The 25,310-nt window shown below is 45.0% G+C and carries 22 protein-coding genes and 1 pseudogene; 16 read left to right on the top strand and 7 right to left on the bottom strand.

Annotation, left to right across the window (positions count from 1 at the left end; all coding sequences use genetic code 11):
* The first annotated feature begins 22 nt into the window (after positions 1-22).
* Positions 23-901, top strand: coding sequence for a glycine--tRNA ligase subunit alpha (gene glyQ / locus Q5691_RS09380; protein WP_333310177.1), 879 nt, complete (start codon positions 23-25; stop codon positions 899-901).
* A gap of 212 nt (positions 902-1,113) precedes the next feature.
* The gene (locus Q5691_RS09375; RefSeq protein WP_333310243.1) at positions 1,114-1,881 is read left to right on the top strand and encodes an ATP-binding cassette domain-containing protein; all 768 of its coding nucleotides are present in this window, start codon (positions 1,114-1,116) and stop codon (positions 1,879-1,881) included.
* Positions 1,882-2,088: 207 nt separating this feature from the next.
* On the opposite strand, the gene Q5691_RS09370 is transcribed toward Q5691_RS09375, so the two are convergent.
* A complete protein-coding gene (locus Q5691_RS09370) occupies positions 2,089-3,360 on the bottom strand; it encodes an MFS transporter (protein ID WP_333211413.1) in 1,272 nt (423 codons plus the stop codon).
* A gap of 289 nt (positions 3,361-3,649) precedes the next feature.
* Positions 3,650-4,162, bottom strand: a complete 513-nt coding sequence (locus Q5691_RS09365) for a DUF2808 domain-containing protein (protein WP_333211412.1) — start codon at positions 4,160-4,162, stop codon at positions 3,650-3,652.
* Positions 4,163-4,724: 562 nt separating this feature from the next.
* Between Q5691_RS09365 and Q5691_RS09360 the strand changes: the two genes are divergently transcribed.
* The 3 genes from Q5691_RS09360 (at position 4,725) to Q5691_RS09350 (ending at position 7,928) form a co-directional block, all read left to right on the top strand.
* Positions 4,725-5,873: a Re/Si-specific NAD(P)(+) transhydrogenase subunit alpha gene (locus Q5691_RS09360; RefSeq protein ID WP_333211410.1), complete on the top strand. Its 1,149-nt coding sequence runs from the start codon at positions 4,725-4,727 to the stop codon at positions 5,871-5,873.
* 352 nt (positions 5,874-6,225) lie between these two features.
* Positions 6,226-6,519, top strand: coding sequence for an NAD(P) transhydrogenase subunit alpha (locus tag Q5691_RS09355; protein WP_106150865.1), 294 nt, complete (start codon positions 6,226-6,228; stop codon positions 6,517-6,519).
* A complete protein-coding gene (locus Q5691_RS09350; protein WP_333280323.1) occupies positions 6,516-7,928 on the top strand; it encodes an NAD(P)(+) transhydrogenase (Re/Si-specific) subunit beta in 1,413 nt (470 codons plus the stop codon). The genes Q5691_RS09355 and Q5691_RS09350 overlap by 4 nt, the downstream gene beginning before the upstream one ends.
* Before the next feature lie 98 nt (positions 7,929-8,026).
* Here the strand turns inward: Q5691_RS09350 and Q5691_RS09345 are convergent, their stop codons facing one another.
* On the bottom strand, positions 8,027-8,389 hold the full coding sequence (locus tag Q5691_RS09345) for a tetratricopeptide repeat protein (RefSeq protein ID WP_333211406.1): 363 nt from the start codon (positions 8,387-8,389) through the stop codon (positions 8,027-8,029).
* Between the two features lie 62 nt (positions 8,390-8,451).
* Between Q5691_RS09345 and Q5691_RS09340 the strand changes: the two genes are divergently transcribed.
* A complete protein-coding gene (locus tag Q5691_RS09340) occupies positions 8,452-8,931 on the top strand; it encodes a helix-turn-helix domain-containing protein (RefSeq protein ID WP_333226804.1) in 480 nt (159 codons plus the stop codon).
* Here the strand turns inward: Q5691_RS09340 and Q5691_RS09335 are convergent.
* Positions 8,928-9,197 (bottom strand): type II toxin-antitoxin system HicB family antitoxin, encoded by a 270-nt coding sequence (locus tag Q5691_RS09335; protein ID WP_333344604.1) that lies wholly within the window; start codon positions 9,195-9,197, stop codon positions 8,928-8,930. The two genes, Q5691_RS09340 and Q5691_RS09335, sit on opposite strands and share 4 nt — an antisense overlap.
* A 260-nt stretch (positions 9,198-9,457) precedes the next feature.
* On the opposite strand from Q5691_RS09335, the gene Q5691_RS09330 reads away from it, so the two are divergent.
* A complete protein-coding gene (locus Q5691_RS09330; protein ID WP_333211401.1) occupies positions 9,458-10,153 on the top strand; it encodes a hypothetical protein in 696 nt (231 codons plus the stop codon).
* 20 nt (positions 10,154-10,173) lie between these two features.
* On the opposite strand, the gene Q5691_RS09325 is transcribed toward Q5691_RS09330, so the two are convergent.
* Complete coding sequence (locus tag Q5691_RS09325; protein ID WP_333211399.1) at positions 10,174-10,515, bottom strand: hypothetical protein; 342 nt, start codon at positions 10,513-10,515, stop codon at positions 10,174-10,176.
* Positions 10,516-10,734: 219 nt separating this feature from the next.
* Here Q5691_RS09325 and Q5691_RS09320 point away from each other — a divergent pair, with 219 nt between their 5' ends.
* From Q5691_RS09320 to Q5691_RS09300, 5 genes are all read left to right on the top strand, one after another.
* On the top strand, positions 10,735-13,818 hold the full coding sequence (locus Q5691_RS09320) for a type ISP restriction/modification enzyme (protein ID WP_333211397.1): 3,084 nt from the start codon (positions 10,735-10,737) through the stop codon (positions 13,816-13,818).
* Between the two features lie 20 nt (positions 13,819-13,838).
* Entirely contained in the window at positions 13,839-14,165 is a 327-nt protein-coding gene (locus Q5691_RS09315; protein ID WP_333211396.1) for a DUF433 domain-containing protein, read from the top strand.
* 53 nt (positions 14,166-14,218) lie between these two features.
* Positions 14,219-14,545: a DUF433 domain-containing protein gene (locus tag Q5691_RS09310; protein WP_333211394.1), complete on the top strand. Its 327-nt coding sequence runs from the start codon at positions 14,219-14,221 to the stop codon at positions 14,543-14,545.
* Positions 14,546-14,548: 3 nt separating this feature from the next.
* A complete protein-coding gene (locus Q5691_RS09305) occupies positions 14,549-14,890 on the top strand; it encodes a DUF5615 family PIN-like protein (protein ID WP_333163649.1) in 342 nt (113 codons plus the stop codon).
* A 101-nt stretch (positions 14,891-14,991) separates the two neighbouring features.
* Entirely contained in the window at positions 14,992-17,691 is a 2,700-nt protein-coding gene (locus tag Q5691_RS09300; protein ID WP_333344601.1) for a protein-arginine deiminase family protein, read from the top strand.
* A 132-nt stretch (positions 17,692-17,823) separates the two neighbouring features.
* Here the strand turns inward: Q5691_RS09300 and Q5691_RS09295 are convergent, their stop codons facing one another.
* A complete protein-coding gene (locus tag Q5691_RS09295; protein WP_333211391.1) occupies positions 17,824-18,003 on the bottom strand; it encodes a hypothetical protein in 180 nt (59 codons plus the stop codon).
* 19 nt (positions 18,004-18,022) lie between these two features.
* Positions 18,023-18,544 (bottom strand): annotated as a pseudogene (locus Q5691_RS09290) (RNA-guided endonuclease InsQ/TnpB family protein); the annotation flags it as partial.
* A gap of 239 nt (positions 18,545-18,783) precedes the next feature.
* Between Q5691_RS09290 and Q5691_RS09285 the strand changes: the two are divergent.
* From Q5691_RS09285 to Q5691_RS09270, 4 genes are all read left to right on the top strand, one after another.
* Positions 18,784-19,707 (top strand): hypothetical protein, encoded by a 924-nt coding sequence (locus Q5691_RS09285; protein ID WP_333344599.1) that lies wholly within the window; start codon positions 18,784-18,786, stop codon positions 19,705-19,707.
* A gap of 85 nt (positions 19,708-19,792) precedes the next feature.
* The gene (pruA, locus tag Q5691_RS09280) at positions 19,793-22,768 is read left to right on the top strand and encodes an L-glutamate gamma-semialdehyde dehydrogenase (RefSeq protein WP_333344597.1); all 2,976 of its coding nucleotides are present in this window, start codon (positions 19,793-19,795) and stop codon (positions 22,766-22,768) included.
* A 132-nt stretch (positions 22,769-22,900) separates the two neighbouring features.
* Positions 22,901-24,565 carry a glycosyltransferase family 39 protein gene (locus Q5691_RS09275; RefSeq protein WP_333344595.1) on the top strand — a complete coding sequence of 555 codons (1,665 nt, stop codon included), beginning with the start codon at positions 22,901-22,903 and terminating at the stop codon, positions 24,563-24,565.
* A 175-nt stretch (positions 24,566-24,740) separates the two neighbouring features.
* Entirely contained in the window at positions 24,741-25,220 is a 480-nt protein-coding gene (locus Q5691_RS09270) for a hypothetical protein (RefSeq protein WP_333344593.1), read from the top strand.
* Positions 25,221-25,310: the final 90 nt, after the last annotated feature.

Below are 25,310 nucleotides of genomic sequence, written 5' to 3'. Positions count from 1 at the left end.
CTCGCTAACCATATTTAAACCAGTGAACTTTCAATCAGTCATTGCCACCTTAAACAAATTCTGGAGCGATCGAGGATGCCTGATCGCGCAATCCTACGACACAGAAAAAGGTGCAGGAACCATGAATCCCCACACCTTTCTCAGAGCAATTGGCCCCGAACCTTGGTCAGTCGCCTACATCGAACCCTGTCGCCGCCCCACCGACGGACGCTACGGCGAAAATCCCAACCGCTTCCAACATTACTATCAATATCAAGTTTTAATTAAACCCTCTCCTCCCAACATCCAAGACATCTATTTAGACTCCCTCAGAGCATTAGGAATTCGCCCAGAAGATCACGACATTCGTTTCGTAGAAGACAACTGGGAATCGCCCACCCTCGGAGCTTGGGGCGTCGGCTGGGAAGTCTGGCTCGATGGCATGGAAATCACCCAATTTACCTACTTTCAACAGTGCGGTAGCATTGATTGTCGCCCCGTCTCTATTGAAATTACCTACGGACTAGAACGCCTCGCAATGTATCTCCAAGAAGTCGATGCGATGACGAAAATTCAGTGGAAAGATGGCATCACTTACGGCGACGTTCACCTGCAAGGAGAAATAGAACAGTGTACTTATAACTTTGAAGCTTCCAATCCCGAATTGCTCTTTACTTTATTTGGATTGTACGAGCAAGAAGCTGAACAATTGACCAAAAAAGGATTGGTTTTACCCAGCCTTGATTATGTGTTAAAATGTTCTCACACTTTCAATTTACTCGATGCTAGAGGCGTGATTTCGGTAACGGAAAGAACTCGGTATATCACCAAAATTCGCAACTTGGCGCGGCGAGTTGCTCAGCTTTATTTGGAACAGCGCGAAAAGCTGGGTTTTCCTTTAGAAAAATCTGTAAAAGTGTGAGAAGGAAAAGGGTCACGACACGGATACACGGATGAATTTAGTTGCGATCGTCCTCGACTCATACCAATTTTATAGGTCGTTTCAGAGAATTCCGATCCCCCCTAACCCCCCTTAATAAGGGGGGGACAAGATTCCGATCAAAGTCCCCCTTCTTAAGGGGGATTTAGGGGGATCGAAATATGTGCAATTTTTTGGGATTTTTAATGAATTCAATGCCTAATTATTCGGAAAATAATACAGAAATAACTCCTCAACTGCGAATTGACGGTGTAAGTTTGAAAACACCGATCGCCTCAAGTTATTTGTTGGACAATATATCGTTTCAGGTACATAAGGGCGATCGCGTGGCAATTGTTGGCCCTTCAGGTGCGGGGAAAACAACGCTGTTGCGACTGCTAAATCGGCTCAGCAGTCCTAGCAGCGGCTCCATTTATCTGGAAAATACAGAATATCGCCAAATACCTGCGATCGAACTCCGCAAACAAATCACCCTCATCCTGCAAGAATCCAAGCTTTTGGGAATGTCGGTGCGAGAAGCATTGGCTTATCCTTTGAAGCTGCGGGGCGTAACTTCATCAAACATTGCTGAGAGAATTAGCGGGGCGATCGAACAACTGCACATACCCCAAGAATGGCTCGATCGCACCGAATTGCAGCTTTCCACAGGCCAAAAACAGCTTGTGGCGATCGCCCGCGGCATCATCCTGCAACCAAAAATCTTGCTTTTAGACGAGCCAACATCCGCCCTAGACGCTGGAAAAGCCGCCCACCTTTTGCAAGTATTGACACAGCTAACAAACGGCCAAACCACAATTGTAATGGTTAACCATCAATTAGAATTAGCTGAGCAATTTAGCACGCGAATTCTGCATTTACAGCGCGGAAAGCTCATTGAAGATTTGCCCTCTCATCAAATAAATTGGGTGCAACTGCGGCAAAATTTAATCCAAGCAGAAGCAGAAGCCCAACAAGAATGGTAAACAAGCTCAAAAACACTTTCTGCGACGGGTTGCGTAATTAATTTGGATGTTTTAACCGCAGAGGGCGCAGAGGGCGCAGAGAAAGAGAAGATAAGAGGGAAAGAGAGAAGTTTACCAGTTGTTGAGGATTCCTAGAGAGAGAGACAGTCAGATATTAGCTTTGGGAATCTTGTTTAATGTTGGCATTTGTGATTTGACGCTAAATCGCTAGTGCGGAATTAAACCCATTTTTTGATAAAGTGGTCGGATTAAGTTTTTTAAAGCTGGCAACTGTTTGGTAAAAACTATGGAGCCTAAAATACAAATTATACCTCCAATGATGACTGTATAGGGAGCGCCGATATAATTTGCCAATCCGCCTGCAACTAAATTCCCAAACGGTGTCACTCCAAAAAATGCCATCGTGTATATGCTCATCACTCTTCCGCGTTTGTCGTCTTCCACAATTGTTTGCAAAAATGTGTTTCCTCCTGCAAATTGGATAATGAAACCAAAGCCAACGAACAACATCATGATTAATGACAGCCACAAGACGCGGGACAAACCAAAACCTATTAATCCGAATCCCATAATTGCCGGTGAAATCGCAATCCATTTGCCGAGGCCAATTATACTTTTGCGCGAAATCAAATAAATCGCCCCCGCGAAGGCGCCGACTCCCGAAGATGCCATCAAAAAGCCGAGGGTTTGTGCGTCGCCGTGCAGGAGTTTGGTGGCAAAAATTGGGACTAAAACTGTGTGGGACATTCCGGCTAAACTGACTAATGCTAATAGCAGTAAAATTGCTCGAATCGGGGGAAACCCGAAGGCATAAACGAATCCTTCTTTTAATCTTTGTAAGGGTTTGGTATTAGTTGCTGCAATTTTACGGGGTTTGATTTGCATCGCTAATAAGCCTGCAATTACAGCAATGTAGCTGAGTCCGTCAATAAGAAAGCAATAACTTGCGCCGACTGTAGCTATCAGCAAACCTGCCATTGCTGGGCCGATTAGTCTGGCTGCGTTGAACATCGAAGCATTAATGGCGATCGCATTTGCTAAATCTTCTTTCTTTTCTACAAGTTCCGGTACAAAAGCTTGCCGTGCCGGCGCGTCAAAGGCGTTAATTGCGCCTTGAAAGAAACTCAGTACCAGGATCTGCCAAATGTTAACGACTCCTGTTAGTGCTAAAAATGCTAGCGCTAAGGATTGAACCATCGCTAATATTTGAGTGGCAATTAGGACTCGGTGGCGGTTCCAGCGATCGATAAAAACTCCTGCAAAAGGCAGTAAAATTAATGTAGGTATTTGACTTGTAAATCCCACCACGCCGAGCATCCAAGGTGAATCGCTCAAATTGTAGACAAGCCAAATAGTAGCGACTTGCGTCATCCAATTCCCAATTAGGGAGATGCCTTGTCCGGCAAAAAACAGGCGATAATTTCTTGATCGCAGCGCTGGAGGAAGTTTTATTGTTTTGATTTTTGCTAGTAGATTCATGCTGCAAGTACGGCTAAAGCAATCCTATTTGATTGGTAAACATTTTTTAGGGTAGCGCCCCTGGGTCTACCCCTAATTAGCGAAGGGCAACCATCGGGAGACTGCCCCTAGACTCATTATTACCAATCATTGAGAATTGCGATATGAGCCGAAGGTTCTATTTTACTACTCCCGAAAACCCGGATTTGAGTATGGTTAAGTTTTTGCTCGAAGGAAAACGATCGCCACATTTAAATTTTTCTGTCGCGATCGCTTGACTAACGAGAAATTCCTTCCCCGAACTCTTCCCTCAATTAATGCTCAACAGCCAAGTACCGAGGTAACGCAGCAAGGGAACGTCCCCAGGGGTGCGGATGCGGACGTTGAAATGGTACATTCCGCCAGGAGATGGGTTTCTGACGTTGGAGAGTACAACCTCAACATTGTTGCCGGCGGCAATTGGTTCTTTGGGATAAATTTCTATGAATCGATTTTCTTTGTCCCAGATTACTTCTTGCAATTCTATTGTTTTGTTTTTGACGCGCACTTTAATGTCTTTTTGGTCAAATTCGCCTTTGTAGTAGTCTGGATAGGATATGTTCAGTTGGGCGATCGCCAAACTTACTTTCTTGGAAGGAATTCGCAGCCGATATCTATCGCCACTCATCCCGGCTGTACCGTAATCCAAGCGATAGCTTAATTGGTTGGCGCGATCGGGGCCTCCGAAAATCGTCAATCCTGGCATGGACTGAGCTAAACTGATGGCGGGTAATCCAGCCACCAAGCAACCTGTAACCGCTAGTGCTGAAAATAATCGTCGCATAACAACTCCTCTAATTAAACTCTTGGTGAACCTTAAATATTGCTCGCCCGAAATTTGCGATCGTGCCTACAATATATCGAATCTCTCAGCAATTTGATGAGGGCGAGGGACCGCCGGCTGAGGTCAATCGATTTTAGATTTTAGATTTTAGATTTTAGATTGACCCCACGGATAAATTCGGATACAGGTTTTTTATTTCTGGACGGATGAATCCGGGGGCTTGTATCCTGGATGCTTTCGGTCACTTTTTTTTGCGTAATTTTTGCGTAATACTGATAACAGACATTCAAACTACAGAATTAGGCGACATAAAATTATATCATAATCGGTGGCAAACTTAACCATTTAGCGAATTTGAATGTATAAGATAAGTTAAAGATACGGGTCGAATTTGGGCGATCGGCTTTAGTATCAACGAGAGAAGTTTAGGGCAACGGCTGCTTCAATGTAAAGCAAGGCATCGGGCGATTAAAAATCGCACTTCAAGAAACCTGCGGAGGCAGGTTTTGTCTGTGTAGGCGCGGTTTCAACCGCCCTGGGAAGGCTTAAATAAGGAGAGTTCATGAAATTAGCGATCGCAAAAGAAATAGCAGCAGGCGAACGCCGGGTGGCATTAGTCCCCGACGCTGTAGCCCGATTAGTCAAACAGGGCGTAGAAGTTTGGGTTGAGGCCGGTGCCGGCGCACAATCCTTTTTCTCGGATCTTGCTTACGAAGAAGCGGGAGCTCAGGTTGTCGCCGATACCGCTAGGGTGTGGGGCGAAGCCGATGTCGTCGTGAAAATCGGAGTCCTGCAAGAATCAGAAGTTCATCAACTCCGGGAAGGAGGCGTTTTCATCGGATTTTTGAATCCTCTGGGAGATCCAGCTTTAGTGCAGCGTTTAGCCGATCGCAAAGTAACTGCATTCAGCATGGAAATGATCCCGCGCACCAGCCGCGCTCAAAGCATGGATGCGCTGTCATCTCAGGGCAACGTTGCCGGTTACAAAGCGGTACTGATCGCAGCCGCAGCTTTGCCAAAGTATTTTCCGATGCTGACAACGGCGGCGGGTACAATTCGCCCCGCGAAAGTATTGGTAATGGGTGTGGGCGTTGCGGGCTTGCAGGCGATCGCCACGGCGCGTCGTTTGGGTGCGGTAGTCGAAGCTTTCGACATCCGCCCGGAAACAAAAGAACAAGTACAAAGTTTGGGCGCTAAATTCCTTGATGTCGAACTCAAGGAAGAAACCGTCGCCGCCGGAGGCTATGCAAAAGAACTATCAGAAGCAGCCAAAGAATACACCCGCCAAGTGCTCACCCAACACGTCAGCGCTTCCGATGCAGTTATTACAACCGCTCAAGTTCCCGGCAGAAAAGCACCTATTTTAGTTACTAGAGAAATGGTTTCTCAAATGAAGCCCGGATCGGTAATTGTTGACCTCGCGGGCGAACAAGGCGGCAATTGCGAATGCACGGAAGCGGGGAAAGATGTTGAATGGAACGGCGTTAATGTCATCGGCCCGATTAATGTGCCCTCGTCTATGCCTGTCCACGCTAGCGAAACTTACTCGAAGAATATCTCCTCTTTACTTCAGTTGATGCTGAAGGATAAGGAACTCAATTTGAATTTTGAAGACGATATCATTGCTGGTGCTTGCGTTGCCCGCGACGGTGAGATTAGTAATCAGCGAGTGCGGGATGCTTTGGCGGCTGAGGCTTCAGCCGTTAGTTAGTTAATAGTCAACAGTCATTAGTCATTAGTAGGAAAATGGGTGGTTTCATTAGTGTCAGCTTAAATCTAAAACCGTTGATAAATCTCGTTGGTAGTCAAGGCCAGATCCCCCTAAATCCCCCTTAAGAAGGGGGACTTTGAATGCTTCTTGTCCCCCCCTTCTTAAGGGGGGCTAGGGGGGATCTGATCTCGGCAGTAAACAGCAGTCTGTGAAGACGTTTGACCTGGTTTGGAAACGGTAAAGCTTTTACAGTTGATGACTAAGGACTAATGACTATTGACTAACAACTAACAACTAATGACTAATGACTAATGACTAATGACTAATAACCAATTACCAATTACCAATTGTCATGGCAGAAGGATTGATTGCAGGTTTAGTGGTGTTTACTCTAGCATCGTTTGTGGGATTTGAAGTAATTAATAAAGTCCCGCCGACGCTGCACACACCTTTGATGTCGGGTTCCAATGCGATTTCGGGAATTGCCGTTTTAGGTGCAATTCTGATTTCTGGCCAAGGCAATGTGACTGTTACTTCGATTTTGGGGACGATCGCGATCGCCCTGGCCACAATTAACGTTGTCGCCGGTTTCTTAGTAACCGATCGAATGCTGCAAATGTTCAAGAAAAAAGAGGTTAAAGCGTGAGCGATTTTCTGCCCAGTGGCATTCAACTAGGTTATTTAGTTGCCGCATCTTTGTTTATTATCGGTTTGAAACAGTTGGGTTCCCCTGCAACTGCGCGTCAAGGGAATGTGTTAGCTGCGATCGGGATGTTAATTGCGATCGTCGGTACGTTGCTGGAAAAGCAAGTAGTCAGCTACGAATTGATTGCTGTCGGAATTATCGTCGGTTCCATTTTGGGAACAATTATGGCGAATACCGTGGCGATGACGGATATGCCGCAGATGGTGGGTTTGCTTAACGGTTTCGGGGGCGCGGCTTCTGCACTCGTTGCTGTGGGCGAATTCTGGCGCTATCTCAGCATCCCGGAATCGCCAACTCCAGACGCGACAATCACTATCCTTTTGGGTGTGCTGATTGGCGGAATTACTTTCACTGGTAGCCTTGTGGCGTTTGCGAAACTGCAAGAATTGCTACCGGGTGCGCCCATGACGTTTCCGCTGCAACAGCCGTTTAATGCCATGCTGGCGATCGCACTTTTAGCCGGCAGCGGTTATATGCTGACGAAGCCGGAGGATGTGCCGGTATTCCTGGCGTTGGTGGCGATTTCCAATATTCTGGGAATCATGTTTGTGCTACCGATTGGGGGCGGCGATATGCCGGTGGTGGTTTCGCTGCTTAATTCTTATTCGGGGATTGCGGCGAGTGTGGCTGGGTTCATTTTGATGAACAATATGCTGATTATCGCTGGTGCATTGGTGGGCGCGTCGGGGATTATTTTGACGCAAATCATGTGCAAGGCGATGAATCGATCGCTTGGTAGTGTGCTGTTTAGCGCGTTTGGTAGCGGTGGCGGTAGTGCTGCGGGTGCTGCTGGGGCTGCTGGTGATGCGATCGACAAAACTGTTCGCAGCATCAATCTCGAAGAAAGTGCGATGATGTTGGGTTATGCGCGATCGGTTGTAATTATTCCCGGTTACGGGATGGCTGTAGCGCAAGCACAGCACGCCGTGCGCGAGTTAGCCGACGGTTTGGAAAAAATGGGTGTTGACGTGAAATACGCGATTCACCCGGTGGCTGGGCGGATGCCGGGGCACATGAATGTGCTCTTAGCGGAAGCAAACGTGCCTTATCCGCAGTTGTACGATATGGACGATATCAATCCGCAGTTTGAAGAAACGGATGTGGCGTTGGTAATCGGGGCGAATGATGTGGTGAATCCGGCGGCGCGTCACGATACGGCGAGCCCGATTTATGGGATGCCGATTTTGGAGGTTGATAAAGCTAAGCATACGATCGTGATTAAGCGCGGGATGAGTGCTGGTTTTTCGGGTGTAGACAATGAGTTGTTCTACAAGGATAAGACGATGATGTTGTTTGGTAGCGCTAAGGATGTGGTTGCCAAATTGGTTTCTGAGGTGAAGCAGTTGTAGGATTTTGCAACCGCAGATGAACGCGGATTAACGCGGATGATTAAACCCGGTTTCTTGGAGAAACCGGGTTTTTGTTTGGAGTTTGTTTTGGTGTTGTTTTATGCAATGCTAGCTTTGTTCACATATTCACTGGAAATCGGTGTATGTGAAAATCCTTGTTCTCTGGCTTTTTGAAACCATTTTTCTGCTTCAGTGCGATCGGCTGTTACACCATCAGCACCGCATAGATAAATTCCTGCTAAGTTGTTTGAGGCAACACCATAGCCTTGCTCAGCGGATTTGATGTACCATTTAATTGCTTCTAATATCATCCTTTCTCGACCTAATCCTAAATGGTACATACTGGCAATTATGCACTGGGATTCAGCATTTCCTTGTTCTGCTAGTGGTTTTAACAAGGTAAAGGCTTGGGTATAATCTTGGTTATTAAAAGCGGCTAGACCTTTTTCTAAGTCAGGCATTAACGGTCATTAATAAATTCAATATACTATAATAGCATTAAACCAATTCAGGAAACATTACCATGAACAGACAAAAAATACTTCTAGATCCGGTTTTACCAACAGAAGCAGAAACAAAAGCTATCAAATTGTTGGATAAAATGCTATGTCTCAAGACAGAAAGTGGTGATGCTGAGACATCCAAAGTAAAATTGGTGGAAGTTGGCGGGGAAGCGATCGCACTTCCTGAATCACTCTATCAATTGTTGTGTCAAGCTGCACATTTAATGGCCGCTGGTAAAGCAGTGTCTTTAGTGCCAATTGAGCAAGATATGACTGTTGAAGAAGCTGCGACTTTGCTCAATGTGTCGCCACAATTTGTAGTCAAATTGCTCGATGATGGGGAAATTGCCTATGGAAAAGTAGGAAACCAGCGGCGGATAAGTTTGGCAAGTGCGATCGCCTATAAACAGCAGCGTAGTGTTAAGCGCCGTGAAATTCTCAAGGAATTAGCTGAGTTTAGCCAAGAAGAGGAATTGCATGAGACTAGAGTATACAGCTAGCAGGTTGATTCCGATTTTTGCAGATAAGATTCAACGTTATTATCAGAATATTTCGTAGGTTGTAGTGAAGGGCGATCGCTATGCAGCAAGTTTTTGAATTCAGAAGGATCTGCTGTCTCAAAAAATAGTTCCAACGCTTCGATCAGATTCCGTCGCGCTTCTTCTATATTGTCACCTTGGCTGGCAATATCGATTTCTGGGCAAAGGGATACATATCCGTCGCCTTCTCGTTCAATAATTGCTGTCAACTGTTGTGTTGACTTCATAATTTGAAGTGGCGGACTGCCAAGCTCAAACAATTATAGTTTTACTTGAGATTATATCACATCTTTCGCTGTTCGGTGTATAGGGCGATCGCCCTATACAATGCTAGCTTGGTTTAAATAGTCACGGGCGATCGGTGCTAGTCAAATATACCTGCGATCGGAGATTTTTTAAATATAATGAAATCCTAAAGAATTAATAGAGCTGCAAAAATTGTACTAACATTAGAGCTAACGTCAATTAAATTAAAAAATTTTCAACTATGTCAGATCAACCTTTTAATATCCGCCAACTAAATGGCCTAGATTATGACGAAGCAGAACCACTCCTGGAAGATTATCAGGAAACGCTAATCGAGCTATTTGTCAATTCTCCCGAAGGAGAAGAATACTGTAAAACTTATCCAGACGTTGGATTTTGGATCTCGCAGTTCATTTATTACGGTTTCGGCTATGAAGGTTTTACGCTGCCTAGCATGAAAGTGGAAGATGCGGAAACTGTAGTCGAAGAGTTGTTTCCCAGGAAAGTGAGTTTGCTTTCGCCGGAAGAAGGTGAAAATGCTATCCCGGAATTATTGGCGTTCTGGCAATTTTTGAAGCGAGAATTTAAACTGCGAAATGCCACTTCAATTATCAAATACCTGCGGGATATCGAGTCGGAATTTCAGGAAATTATGGAAGATTCCTCTAATTTTGGATTTGCCAAATCCTTTGTAACGCTAGGTCAGCAAGCAGGGTTTGATATGAGTACGGGGGAAGGTCTAACACAATTTCAGGAGATATATAATGCTAGCATTGCTCCTATAATGGCAGCTAAAAACTCCGATACATCGGGATTTTCCAGCAAACCGATAAGTGGTAGTGCTGTCAATGAATCTAAAGCAAGTAAAGAAAAACAAAAAAAAGCAAAAAATACGGCGGCTGAATCGAGAAAACGCAACCGCACTAAGAAAAAATGAGGTTTAGCAAGTATCTATCCTCACTTCACTCTTCTTCTGATTCTTCTCAGCATCCTGTTAGCTTCTTCCCTCCCGCGAAACTTCCAAACTAACAAATAACATATCAACTGAAACCCGAATATCCCTAATACGATCGCACTTTCTTCCGGTGAGTTGGTAGTTCGATCGAACTTCCCACTCTTCGGACTCGCGGGGATGTTATTCTTAGTTACATCGTCTGTTTGCAGCTTTAAACTAAGTTCTGCGATCGCATTACTATCTTTCAATGTGCGATCAATTTCTCGAAATGACGGCGGTGGCCCGCAGCTTGTTAAGGATAATCCAATAAGGATAAAAATTAAGAAATAACAGCGACATTTCATGATTTTTACCTTTCGGTCAGCGAAAAAGAGAATAAATCCATATAGGGCTTACTTACTCCGACAAAGAAACCGGGTTTTTATCTAATCTGTCGGTAGCCACGAAGTATTTTCCTAAAAAACCCGGTTTCTGGCCCCGTATCTCCAGGACTATTCTATCTACTATAATAGCATTAAACGAATTCAGGAAACATTTCCAAACTAAACCAGGAAACTGATTCAATGCCATCTATATCTTTTGATGCTTACCTCAAGTCGATTCAAAATAACCTGCAAAAAGGTAGCGAGCGCAGCCATTATCCAGCGCTGAAAGATTTGCTGGATGACTCAGACAAGGGCATTGATGCCGTCATTGAAGAAAAAGGAAACAAGGCAGGGATTCCAGACTTTACCGTGCGGCGGCGGGAACTACTGGTGGGTTATGTAGAAGCCAAAGACGTTGGGCTAGATTTGGATCAGATAGAAAAATCGGAGCAATTGCAGCGGTATATAGAAGCGTTTCCGAATCTAGTATTGACTAATTATTTAGAGTTTCGTTGGTATGTGAATGGGAAGCGCAGGCAGAAGGAAATTTTAGCAGATCGTAATGAGAATAAGCTGCAAGTAAGGGCTACAGAAAAGATTGCGGCTCTGCTAGATCAGTTTATCAATTATACAGGCGAGATTATCAGCAGTCCTGAAGACCTGGCGCGACAGATGGCGAGGTTGACGAAGGCAATTAGGTTAGCAACAACAACTGCGCTGGAGGGAGAAAGGAAAGACGGCGAATTGCATCAACTGAAACAGGGCTTTAGTGAGGTGTTGTTGCCCGATTTGAATGATGCTGATTTTGCTGATATGTATGCTCAGACGATTTCTTATGGGTTATTTGCGGCAAGAGTTGGTCATGCTCAAAATCCAGGGTGTGAACCGTTTACTCGGCGCACGGCGGGCACGTATATTCCGGCAACAAACCCATTTTTGAAGCGATTGTTTAATACGATCGTCGAAACGGATGCAGTCAGTCAGATCGATTGGGCGATCGACGATTTGGTGCAATTGCTGTCTCAGGTTGATATGGGTAGCATTCTCGAAAACTTTGGGCAGCGCACTCGGCAAGAAGACCCGGTGGTGCATTTTTATGAAACGTTTTTGGCGGCGTACAATGCAGCTTTGCGAAAGAGTCGAGGGGTTTATTATACACCGGAACCTGTGGTGTCGTTTATTGTGCGATCGGTTGATGCCATTCTCAAAGACCGCTTCGATTTGCCATTGGGATTAGCTGATAACGCCAAAGATCCAGTAACACAAAAGCCGAAAGTACAAATTCTCGACCCTGCAACGGGTACGGGTACGTTTTTGTATGAAGTGGTGAAGCAAATTTACCGCAATTTAGAAGAAATTGGCATGGCGAATCAGTGGGATAGCTATGTGCGAGACAATTTGCTGAATCGGTTGTTTGGATTTGAGTTATTGATGGCTCCCTATGCCATTGCTCACCTCAAGCTAGGGCTAGAACTTGAAGAACTTGGTTACAAATTTAAGGGCAAACAACGATTAGGTATTTACCTCACCAATACGCTAGATGAGGCAATGAAAAAGTCAGAGATTTTGTTTGGTCAGTTTGTGGCACAGGAAGCAAATGAAGCTTCGATGGTAAAACGAGATACACCTGTGATGGTGGTGTTGGGCAATCCGCCCTATTCAGGACATTCGGCAAATAAAAGCGAGTGGATCGCGGGTTTAGTTAAAGATTATTACTATGTGGATGGTGTGCCATTAGGTGAAAAGAATCCTAAATGGTTGCAAGATGATTATGTTAAATTCATTCGCTTTGGACAATGGCGAGTCAGTGAAACTGGTTATGGTGTTTTAGCGTTTGTTACTAATCACAGTTATCTGGATAATCCAACGTTTCGAGGAATGCGCCAGAACTTGATGCAAACCTTTACTGATATCTACATTTTAGATTTACACGGTAATTCTAAGAAGAAAGAAGTTTCTCCCGATGGTTCACCAGATCAAAATGTCTTTGATATTCAACAGGGTGTGAGTATTGGAATTTTTGTTAAAGCACCTGGAAAGGATACACCCGCTAAAGTTCACCATGCAGAGTTATGGGGCGATCGCGCATCTAAATATGAAAGTTTAAATTTGCTAGATATTGATGAAGTTGAATGGGAAATGCTTGAACCTCAGACACCAGAGTATTTTTTCATACAACAAAATTCAAAAGTAAAAGCTGAGTACAACACAGGCTGGCAAATTACTAAAATTCTTCCTGTGAACACTCTGGGTTTTCAAAGTCATCGAGATCATTTCGCGCTCAGCTTTTCAAAGGAGGAAATGAAACAGAGATTGTATGACCTTCAAAATCGCCAACTCACAGACAATGAAATAAAGGTTAAATATCTTATTGAAGATAGTCAGACATGGAACGTGGCAACTGTTAGAACTCAGGTACGTCAAAATCCCACTTGGGAAAGCTCAATTATTGAGTGCTTTTATCGCCCTTTTGATAAAAGATTTTGCTGTTTTAGTTCGATTATAATGGATCGTCCTCGATTGATTTTTCAGCAACATTCAATTTCAGAAAATTATTTTATCAATGTTTGTAGACAAACAAAAGCTGAAGAATGGGCGCATGCAATTATCTCTAACACCCCAACCCCAGCATTGTTTGTTGAGTTGAAAGATGGTAGTAATGCTTTTCCTCTCTATCTTTACCCTGACACTCAAAACAATCAAGGTAATTTATTTGTGGAAAAATCTCCGAATTTGTCATCGGATTTCATTAAAGCAATTCGTGAAAAACTTGGCTACGTCCCCACCCCAGAAGCCATCTTTTACTACATCTACGCCATCTTCCATAGCCCCACCTATCGCCAACGCTACGCCGAATTCCTCAAAATCGACTTTCCCCGTGTGCCTTTGACCAGCAACGACCAGCTATTTAAAGACTTGGGTGCAAAAGGTCAGGCATTGGTAGACCTGCACCTGATGAAATCGAAAAAGCTGAATAAGCTGATTACTAAAATGAGTGGCGATGGTGACAATGCCGTTACCGAAGTTACCTATAAACCCGCAGAACAACGAGTTTATATCAACAAAACCCGCTATTTTGAAGGCATCGCCCCCGAAGTTTGGGAGTTTAAAATTGGCGGTTATCAGGTTTTAGACAAATGGCTCAAAGACCGTAAGAAAGCCAAACGCACCTTATCTTTTGATGATGTACTGCACTATCAAAAAGTGGTAGTTGCGCTCAAAGAAACCATGCAACTGATGGTAGAAATCGATCTACTGATTCCTGGCTTCCCCATAGAGTAAAGTTTATGAGATGGTAAACAATGACACTGAAAGAATTAGAAAAACAACTCCTTGCCTTAACTCCCGCTGAAAAAACTCAGGCAATACAGCTATTAGTTCAAAGTTTAAGCAATACTTGGCAAGGAATAGAAAAAACTCAGGGCGTGTGCGGTGGCGATGCTAGAATTGCCAAGACTCGCATACCTATTTGGTCGCTGGTAAATTATCGCATTCTGGGTGCAAGTGATGTGCGGATTTTGCAAGACTTTCCTCATTTGAGTGCAGCAGATTTGGCGAATGCTTGGGCTTATGCTGAGGCACACCCAGAGGAAATTGAAGCTGCGATCACTAGAAATGAGGCCGCATAAAACATGGCGGGAATTTGCTATAATCTAGATAATATATTCCGGTGATCGCACTTATGACTATACAAGAATTAGAAACTCAAGTCTTAACCTTAAATCTCGCTGATAAAGCTAAACTAATCAGCATCCTAACTCAAAATTTAACTAACGGTTCTTTAGGCATTAAAAAGACTCCCGGTGTCTGTGGAGGGGATGCCTGTGTCGGCAATACTCGCATACAAGTTTGGGTACTGGTGGGTTATCGCCGTCTCGGATGCAGCGATGCGGAACTTTTTAAGTGCTATCCCCATTTGACTGCGGCTGATTTAGTCAATGCTTGGGCTTATGCTGATGCTTACCCAGAAGAAATTGAACAAGCAATCAAAGAAAATGAGGAAGCCTAAAACATGGCGCGACTTTATGCAGACGAACAGTATCCGTTGCCAGTAGTTGAGTTTCTTCGACCTTTAGGTCACGATGTTTTAACAGTTCAAGAAGCCGGAAACGCAGGATTAGGAATTCCTGATGAGGATGTATTGGCTTTTGCAGTGAGTAATGAGCGAGCAGTTTTGACTCTCAATCGAGGGGATTTCATTCGACTGCATCGCTCACAACCCAACCATGCTGGTATTATCATTTGTACTCAAGATAGCAACTGGGAAAGACAGGCGACCCGAATTAATGAGGCTATTTCTGCGATCGATACTTTGAACGGTAAATTGATTCGAGTTAACCGTCCTTCGACATGAAAAAAAGCCGATCGCCCTTCCCGACCCAACAACCTTATAATTAAATCCCCCATTGCTCCCAAGATTAGGTAAAATTATTGGCGTGTCTGAGGATAAACTATATGCGCTGGGTTCGATATATTGCGATCGCCATTATCAATGGTTTCGGTGTCGTCATCGGTATTATTTGGGTTGCAGTCCCCACAACAGTGGCTCAACCTTCCCTAAACTACCAACTCGCACTCTCTGGGCGACAGTCAGAGGGCGAAACTCCGCAATCCCTTTCCGAACTCTACAAATTGCGCGATCGGCTGAAAGTACAATTAGATAACCTTGCCAAAACTTCCGACAGCGCCCCGTTTCCTGGTGAACTTTGGAAATCAGCAATCCACCGTCAGCAATCCCAAACTCTGACGCAGCAACTCCAAAATGTTCAAAGTCAGATTCAAATAGAAGAAAGAGCCAAATATAATTGGGACGATGCTGCTAAATTAGCCGCCAAAGCAGTCGAAATTGGACGCACTTCTAATCCTTCTTCTGCTACTTGGGAACAGTCTCAGCGGCTGTGGGAGTTGGCTATCAATACGCTGCGACTCATTCCTCACGAATCTTTTTTGGCCGATGGGGCGATCGACAAAACCATCGAATACCAAGGAAACCTCAGTGTCGCTACCTATGAAATGCAAGTTGCACGTTCTATTGAGAAAATTAGAGCAGAGGAAGAAGAGATAAGAGAGCGAGCCCGCAAAGAGCAAGAGAAAAAAGAATTTGCTCGTCGAGAAATAGAGAGAAAAGAGCAAGAGAAAAAAGACCGGGCTAGACAAGAACTTGAAAGGCAAGAGTTTGAAAAGCAAGAATTAGCCCGTAAAGAAGTTGAAAGACAAGAATTAGCCCGTAAAGAACTTGAAAGGCAAGAGTTTGAAAGGAAAGAATTAGCCCGTAAAGAAGTTGAAAGGCAAGAATTCCAAAGGCAAGAGTTAGCCAGACAAGAACTTGAAAGGCAAGAATTAGCTCGTAAAGAAGTTGAAAGACAAGAACTTGAAAGGCAAGAGTTAGCCCGTAAAGAAATTGAAAGACAAGAACTTGAAAAGCAAGAATTAGCCCGACAAGAACTTGAAAGGCAAGAGTTAGCCAGACAAGAATTAGCCCGACAAGAACTTGAAAGACAAGAGTTAGAGAGAAATCAGCAAGCAACTCCTCAACCAACTCCTGAATCAACTGTAACACCAACCCCCACCCCAGTTACACCCGCCGCGTCGTCGCCGAACTTTTTCTTTGCGGGAGATACCAACCGAGATGGCCAAATTAACGAGCAAGACGACGCCGGAAAAGAACAATGGTCTTTGTCCAAGGGCGCGCTAATTTTATTTAACGATCGCAATAACGATCGCGGCAAGATACCGACTTGGAAACAAACCAAAGTTAGCGCTCCCCGCCGTGCAGCAATGCTTTCTCAAGTTAACTTGAACCTGTCTGAAAACTTCAAAACCTCTCAGTTATTTATCACGGCTGACAGCATTGCTAGCCCTCACATCAGCGTTTTCCAGAAGACGGGCGACGGCTGGCAACCTGTAGATATATCCGGTGCTAAACCTCTAGTTTTCAGCACGAATATTGTTTTAGGTGTCGAAGCTAAACAATTTGCCGATCGCAACTGGAACGGCACTGTTAATCTTAAAGCAACTGCCCAAAACAACGGTCAAGAAATCGCATCTACAACTATTCAAATGGGCGTTAGTCCTTGGATGATAGCGCCCAATACAGCACCAGTAACTGAAGTTCAGGTCAGCGACAGAGGCGCGGTCAACAGCGAATTTATCTCGCAACTAAAACAAGCAGTAGAACCCACGGGCGCCAAAGTAAAAATTCTCCAGGGCGATCACACTTGGATGCAAGATACCCAGAAAAACGGCTACGTTCAACTCCCCGAACAATCGGAAGTACGCCTGTTTAATGTAGCCCTAAAAACCAATAGCGAGCCAGAGAAAAACCCGCCTGTTAAATCAACTCAAGACCGGGATTTGAAAGTAGTTAAAATTGGCAATCCTCGTTCTTTAGATCCTGTAAGTCAGTGGTCTGACGGATACGGTAATTTGCAGGTGACACCGCCGATTCCCGGACACCCAATGGGTCGAGTTTATTATGGGAATTCGGGAAATGCTAGTTTTAATCCAGAGGTACTTGATTTTATTCAAGCTCAGAGAATTCAAGGGCCGCCAGTGGATATTGATACTTCTTGGCTTTTGACTCGCCAAGTCGATGAAATTATCAATTTTATTCCCACTCAAACTCCCGGACAATATGTAATGGCGATCGCCAGTCCCGAAGCCGGAGTTAAGCTGTTGGAAGAATTGGAGGGAAGAGGTTACGGCGATGTGGCGATCAATCGTGGTTTGAGCACTCAAACAACAGTCAGCGCCGCCTTGCAAAATCGCGCTTTAATTCAACACAATCTCTATTTGCAAAATCAGAAACTTAATCCGATTATAGAGAAGTTGAAAAGAGAGTTTTTACTCGGAGACGACCAAATTATTCAAGTTCCGGTGATGTTTGGCTACAGCGGTTATGCTTGGTGGCCGAATATGGTCAATTCGGTGCCAGTTAACGGCAAGTTGTTAGTTTCAAATCCGCGCGGGCCAATGATTGACGGTGTAGATTACACTCAGGAAAGATTGCGCCAACTGCTGCTTCCTGCGGGCGTCAGCGTTAGTTTTCTGGATGACAGGTATTATCAAGAATTGAAAGGAAACGTGCAGTCTGCGACGAATACTGTGAGGAAGCCAGAAGAGCGGCCTTTTTGGCAGTCTTTGCCTAATAATTGAGTCCGGTATAGCAATCCTAAATGAGTCGTAAATTTTTTACCCCACCCCAACCCTCCCCTTACCAAGGGGAGGGAGTAAGAAATTCACAAATGATTTAGGATTGCTATAGTAAGTTGCGATCGCAATTTGTGCTCAATATTTACCAAAAATTGGTAAATTGCGATCGCCCCAGCAGAGAGATTTCTCGATCGACACGGACGGCATTTTGTCAATAGCCGTGCCGTATGGGTGCAGTGCAGGCGATCGCACCAGTAACGTAAAATGTCTAAAAGCGGTCTTTCTGACATCCTCCCAACGCTGATGCTGTCGCATACAGCGTGGGGTTCCCAAATCAACCACCAAACTTATCAAGCAAGCTTTCACTTATTTGACAGAGGTTCAAATGTCCTTGAGCGTTAATTCGGGAGTGTCCCCCCCTACTCACAATTTCCAATCCTTTTGCCAAAAGGTTGCGACTAGCATTTTCATCCCGATCCAGAGTCAATCCACATTGACAGACATGAGTTCTTTGGGACAGAGACTTTTTGACAATTCGATGACAAGAACTGCATTCAGAGCTGGTGTATTGAGGAGGCACGGTAATGACAATTTTGCCGAATACTTGCCCATAATATTCCAACCATTCAAAGAATTGTCTCCAAGCCGCATCACTAATACTTTTGGCAAGGCGATGGTTTTTAACCATGTTATGCACCTTCAAGTCTTCAAACACCACCAAATCGCTAGATTTAACCACGCACCTTGCCAATTTCACGGCAAAGTCTTTACGCTGGCGAGAGACTTTCAGGTGTTTTTTTCCCAGTTTGTTAATCGCTTTTTTACGCTTGTTGGAGCCTTTCTTTTTGCGATTAACCCACTGTTTCTGACCAAGCCAGCCGTGCGTATCATCTCGTCGATGATGGCAAACTGTCTTGTCGAACCTCTGAGTTTGGCTTCGAGTACAAACATGACCAAGTGATTAACTTTATGGCTTTATTTTACCATAAGGTTGCGCTCCGCGCGTTTATTTGTTGGTCTCCATTCATCTCAACACCGACCTACGGTACGGTGTGAGCATTCTTTCGACATTAAAGGTAAAATAAATTTAGCCCCATGAGCGACGAACAGGAAAAAAAACAAATTTTGACTCAGCAACCGGAAACAATTTCCACTGCCAGCGATGAGTTCGAGCGCAGTGAAATTGCCAGTGGCGATTCAACTTCCGCACCGGCAGAAACTCCCGCTGAAATTGCCGCGACCAAAGATATTTCAGCGCCAATCGACGAAACCGAAACAATTCCAATTGCCGCCGATATCGCGCCGGAAACAACTCCACTTGCAAGTTATCCGCCTCCAACAATTCCAACTGCCAACCCTGAACCAAAACCAGCTCGCTCGTGGCAAATATTAGCAGTTTTTCTCAGCGGAATGTTAGTCGGTTCGGTCCTGAGTCTCGGCAGTTTGCTAGCGTGGAGAATGTATCAGGAAAGAGCGAACCTTCAAATCAAACTACCCGCTGACGTACCCCTCCCCGAAAGCCCTCCCCCTGTCGCAACAGCGCCCCTCAACCGCCGGCCCGGACTTCCCCCAGCCCCTGGAAATGGACTCCCCCCCACAATCTCTCCGTCGCCCCGTCCCACTCAAATACCCTCTCTGTCTGGACTTCCGCAACTTGCTTCGCCGTCACCGTCGCCGTTGCCGTTGCCTTCTCCAACTCCAACTCCCGCTGCGGTTGAAACCCCTGTAACTGAGCGAGTTTACTTTCCAGCCGGTGCTACGGGAACTACTCTGAGCAATAGTTTGCGAGCCAACCTATCCAGGCGCTACTTACTGGAGTGCAATAGCGGCCAAAGCATGACAATTAATGTTCAAGAAGGTCAAGTTAGCGCCGCAATTATTGCTCCTAACGGTGAAAACTTAGGTACTGCTAACAGCACAGGTCAGTGGCAAGGTCAACTAGCCAGTAGTGGCGATTATACTATTGAAATTTCAGGCGATCGCCAAGCAAACTACCAAGTTAAAATTGAAGTCAAATAGCAACTATAATTGTATCAGGGGGTAGTTACACAATACATAAACCCGCCCTGGTTGCCAATTACAAATTACCCATTACTAATTACCAATGGTTGCACAAATATCTCCAAGCATCTACGAAGCAAAAACCCAAGAAATTGCCAAAGAAATACTGAAGGCAACTCAAGACAAAAAGCGATCTTTTTTCGGTCAACTGCAAGACCAAATGCGCTGGGACGACAAACTAATGGATTGGGCTATGGCTAGCCCCGGACTGCGGGTGCAGTTGTTTCGATTTATTGACTGTTTGCCGGCCCTCCGCAGCAAGCCGGAAATTGCCCGCCACTTGCAAGAATACCTGACCACTGAAGAGGTAGAATTGCCCGAAGCATTGAAAAAATTGCTCAATTTTACTAACGCCGATTCGATTCCTGGACAATTGGCTGCGACGACGGTTGCGCCTGCGGTGGAAACTTTGGCGCACAAGTATATTTCTGGGGAAAATATCAAGCAGGTAGTTAAAACTTTAGAGCGACTTCGCAAAGATAAAATGGGTTTTACAGTTGACCTTTTGGGGGAAGCTGTCATCACTGAAACTGAGGCGCAAATTTATCTTAACCGATATTTGGAATTGATGGAGGAACTGGCGAAGGCAGCGAAGAATTGGCCGCAGGTAGATGCAATTGACAAAGCAGACGGCGAAACTCTGCCGCGAGTGCAAGTATCGGTAAAGTTAACAGCTTTTTATTCTCAGTTTGACCCGTTGGATGCTAAAGGTAGTGAGGAGAAAGTAAGCGAGAGAATTCGCCTGTTACTGCGTCGCGCGAACGAGTTGGGCGCGGCGGTTCATTTCGATATGGAACAGTATGCTTACAAGAGTTTGACTCTGAGCATTCTCAAAGATTTATTGTTAGAGGAAGAGTTTCGCAGTCGCACGGATATTGGAATTACATTGCAAGCATATTTGCGCGACAGTGCTCAAGATTTGCGAAACCTGATTTCCTGGGCAAAAAAACGCGGAAATCCAGTAACAGTGCGGCTGGTAAAAGGCGCTTACTGGGATCAGGAAACTATCAAAGCGATGCAGAAAGATTGGCCACAGCCGGTCTACAATGACAAAGTTGCTACCGATGCCAATTTCGAGCAGATGACGCAGTTGCTGCTCGAAAATCACGAATATTTGTATGCAGCTATTGGCAGTCATAATGTGCGATCGCAAGCCAGGGCGATCGCCATTGCCGAAACTCTCAACATCCCGCGCCGCCGCTTTGAAATGCAAGTGCTGTATGGCATGGGCGACAAATTGGCTAAGCTTTTGGTCGATCGGGGTTATCGCGTCCGAGTCTACTGCCCCTACGGCGATTTGCTGCCGGGAATGGCTTATTTGATCCGCCGTTTGCTGGAAAATACCGCCAACAGTTCTTTCATCCGGCAAAGTTCCGAAGAAATGCCGATCGAACAATTGTTAGCCGCGCCCGTTGCTAATGGAAATGACCAGCTAGTTTACAGCAAAGTATTTCCCAACGTTGCCGATACCGACTACGCTAATACCAAATTGCGGCAACAAGCAGAAACAGCCATCAAATCAGTGCGGGCTAACTTAGGTAAAACCTATTTACCCCTAATCAATGGCGAGTACCAAAATACTGAAGCAACAGTTAATTCCCTCAACCCTTCCAATCCTACAGAAGTAGTTGGCAACATCGGATTGCTTTCCGAAGAACAGGCCAAACAAGCCCTGGAAGCAGCAAAAGCAGCCTCCACCAGTTGGCGAAAAACCCCCGTCCGCCAGCGCGCCGGCGTCCTCCGCAAAGCTGCAGAATTGATGGAACAGCGGCGGCACGAACTATCAGCTTGGATGGTGTTTGAAGTCGGCAAACCTGTCAGAGAATGCGATGCAGAAGTCTCCGAAGCTATTGATTTTTGCCGCTACTACGCCGACGAAATGGAACGGTTAGAACAAGGGAAGAATTACGACATTCCCGGAGAAACTAACCGCTACAGCTATCAGCCGCGCGGCATTTCTTTAATCATTTCACCTTGGAATTTCCCCCTGGCAATTCCCGTCGGCATGACAGTTGCATCGCTGGTAGCTGGTAATTGTACTTTGCTCAAACCAGCGGAAGTTTCCTCAGTAATTGCAGCAAAAATCACAGAGATTTTGCTAGAAGCCGGAATCCCCAAAGGGGTATTTCAATACGTGCCTTGCAAAGGTTCAACCGTCGGCGCTTACATGGTGAAACATCCTGATGTTCACATGATTACTTTCACCGGTTCTCAGGAAGTGGGCTGTCAGATTTATGCCGATGCTGCGATTTTGCAGCCTGGACAAAAACACCTGAAACGAGTAATTGCGGAAATGGGCGGCAAGAATGCAATTATTGTCGATGAAAGTGCGGATTTAGACCAAGCAGTTGCAGGCGTAGTTTATTCGGCATTTGGCTACAGTGGCCAAAAATGTTCCGCTTGTTCGCGAGTAATTGTAGTCGAATCAGTGTACGATAATTTTGTGGCAAGATTGGTAGAAGCGACGCGATCGCTCAATGTCGGCCCAGCAGAAAATCCCGGCACTCAAGTCGGCCCTGTGATCGATGCAAATGCCCATTCGCGCATCCGCGAATACATCGAAAAAGGTCGCGCCGAAGCTAACATAGCTTTAGAAATGCCGGCACCAGAAACCGGTTATTTTGTCGGCCCAGTCATTGTTACCGAAGTATCGCCGACAGCAACTATCGCCCAAGAAGAAATTTTCGGCCCAGTTTTGTCGGTGATTCGGGCAAAAAATTTCAGCGAAGCGATTGTTATTGCTAACGGCACGAATTTTGCTTTAACCGGCGGATTGTATTCTCGCACGCCTTCACATATCGATCGAGCTGCATCCGATTTTGAAGTCGGAAACCTGTACATAAATCGCGGAATTACCGGGGCTGTGGTATCGCGGCAACCCTTCGGAGGATTCAAACTTTCGGGAGTTGGTTCTAAAGCGGGTGGCCCGGATTATTTGCTGCAATTCCTCGAACCCCGCACCATAACCGAAAATATTCAGCGGCAGGGTTTTGCGCCGATTGAAGGAGTGGATGATTAATCATTCCTTTGTTCGCACTAAGGACTGAAGTCCTTTCTCTGGCTGTTAAGCTGTTAAGTTAGTAGGGTGCGCCTAGCGCACCCTACGGGGGGGGTAACAGAAAAAATTTGTGCGAGATTAGCTAGTTATAAAATGGAATCTACGAAAGATCGCGATCGACTAAATTCTCACAACCCTGCACTTGACAAGTGGCTGCGATTTTTAATTATCGCCGTATTAGTCATCGGTATTTTATTTCGCTTCGCCAATCTCGATCGCAAATTTTACTGGATCGACGAAACATATACTTCTTTGAGAGTTTCTGGCTACACCGAAGTCGAAATAATCAAAGAAATTTCGTACCAGAAAATAACCTCGCCTGCGGATTTACAAAAATATCAGCAGATAAATTCAGAACACAATTTAACTGACACGCTACATTCTTTAGCAACAGAAGATCCCCAACACCCCCCTCTGTATTACGTACTAGCGCGATATTGGGCGCAATGGTTCGGCAGTTCCGTTGCAGCAATGAGAAGTTTGGCCGCCGTGATTAGCCTGCTAGTATTTCCCGCAATTTATTGGCTGGCTTGGGAGTTATTTGAATCTTCAGCCGTAGCGTGGATGGCGATCGCAATTTTCGCAATTTCTCCCTACCACATCCTATTTGCCCAAGAAGCAAGACAGTACAGTTTGTGGACATTAACTACTATTTTATCCAGTGCAGCCTTGCTGCGAGCAATGCGCTCTGACCAAAATGCTGTCGCCCTCGTTCTTTCCTGGGCGCTTTATGCAGGCACAGCAACACTGGGATTCTACACCCACTTGTTATTTGTCTGCGTCGCTGCCGCCCACGCAATTTACGTCGCAGTTATTGCCAACTGGCGCGATGTGAAAACATTCATTTCCTATTATGTAGCATCTTTAATCGCTTTGATCGGCTTCATGCCTTCCCTGGTAAATACTGTAGAAAACTTCAATCAAGTTAGAAGCACAACAGCATGGGCAGAACAAACAAATTACTTAAGATTAGTCAGCAGGTGGGTTGGTTCCGTAAGCATAGCATTTTTTGATATTGGCATTGATGGAACTGCCAACGCCACAGAACTAGCCTTGCTAATTCCAGTTGGTATCATGATTCTAGCTTTAGTCGGCTATGCCATTTATTATTTATGCCGACAAACACCAAAGCGAGTGTGGTTGATTGTATTGTTATTAATTGCAACAACTGCTTTGTTTTTAGCAGTACCTGATATAATTAAGGGTGGAAGGCGATCGGCAAATCCGCGATATTTAGTTCCTTGTTATGTGGGAATTCAGCTAGCAGTGGCTTACCTGCTGTCTGCGAAAATTAGTAACAATTTGGAGAACTTCCAACAGAAAAAACTGTGGAAAATTGTTATAGTTACAGTTTTTTCCGCAGGTATTATATCCGGTGGAGTTAGTTCTCAAGCAGATATTTGGTGGAATAAAGGAAGCGGTTGGTTGGGTGCTTTGGAAGTAGCTGGGGTTGTCAATCAAGCCAGCAACCCCCTATTTATCAGCGATGCCAATATCGCATATATTATGCCTTTAAGTTATTACCTAGAACCAAAAGTCAAACTGCTAATAGAACCCCGCTGTTACACATCTTGCTACAAAAATCGAGAATTGGCAAAGAAAAAACCCCAACCCCCGCAAATTCCCAGCGGTTTCAGTGAGTTGTTTTTATACAGACCGTCCTCTACTTTGCGATTGGCAATTCAGCAACAAAACTATCAAATAGATCCGGCTGACACTAATGTTGAGCTTAATCTGTGGAAAATTACCAAAAAATAATCTAAAACATGAAGCAAAAAACACGGGTTTGCTGCCCAGAAATAAATGTCTTATTCACTGCGAAATCTGCCTATAAACGGCATTTATGGAAGTATGTCGCAAGTAGAGTTCGATAGGTTGGCTTTTCGTGGTAAGCTAGAAGTTAAGAATAAAAAAATAACATCAAAAATCTCAAATGACAGTCACTGAAACCTCCAACATTCGTAAACTGCTGTGTGATCCAGACTTAGGGCTGATTCCTCACCTTGAAAAGTGCCTGAAAGATTTGCACTCATCTGCGATCGCCAGTGGAGAGAAATTCAAGGTAGAACCTTACGATATAGAATTCAAAAGCTGCCACACCCAGAAGCATCCCAACGACCAAAAACCCCTCGTCACCCAGTCAGTGTTAATAAAAGTTCCCTTGACTGGGAAAGTTCAAGACAAGATGCACCTATATCTCATCGCAAGTGAGTTACAGAACCAAATCGACTTCAAAATTATCGACTGGAGTGCCTTAGAACGCCGGCAATACGACATTCAGGGCATCCCTTTAAAGCAGCCGATCACCAAAATAGACGGCCAGATAAATTACGAGTTAGTATTCGATCGACCAAGCTACTGCTGCATCACTCTGCTCCGCCAATTTGACTTAACTTACGCCGCCAATTTTTAATACCAATTCTCAAAAGTAGGGACAGGGCAATGCCGTGTCCGGTGCGGGGAGTAGGACACGGCATTGCCCTGTCCCCACGGTTTTCTTTTA

It is taken from the genome of Microcoleus sp. w1-18aA5 (genome assembly GCF_036701705.1).
Taxonomy (GTDB): Bacteria; Cyanobacteriota; Cyanobacteriia; order Cyanobacteriales; family Microcoleaceae; genus Microcoleus.
This window is presented reverse-complemented; position numbering and strand designations above follow the sequence as displayed.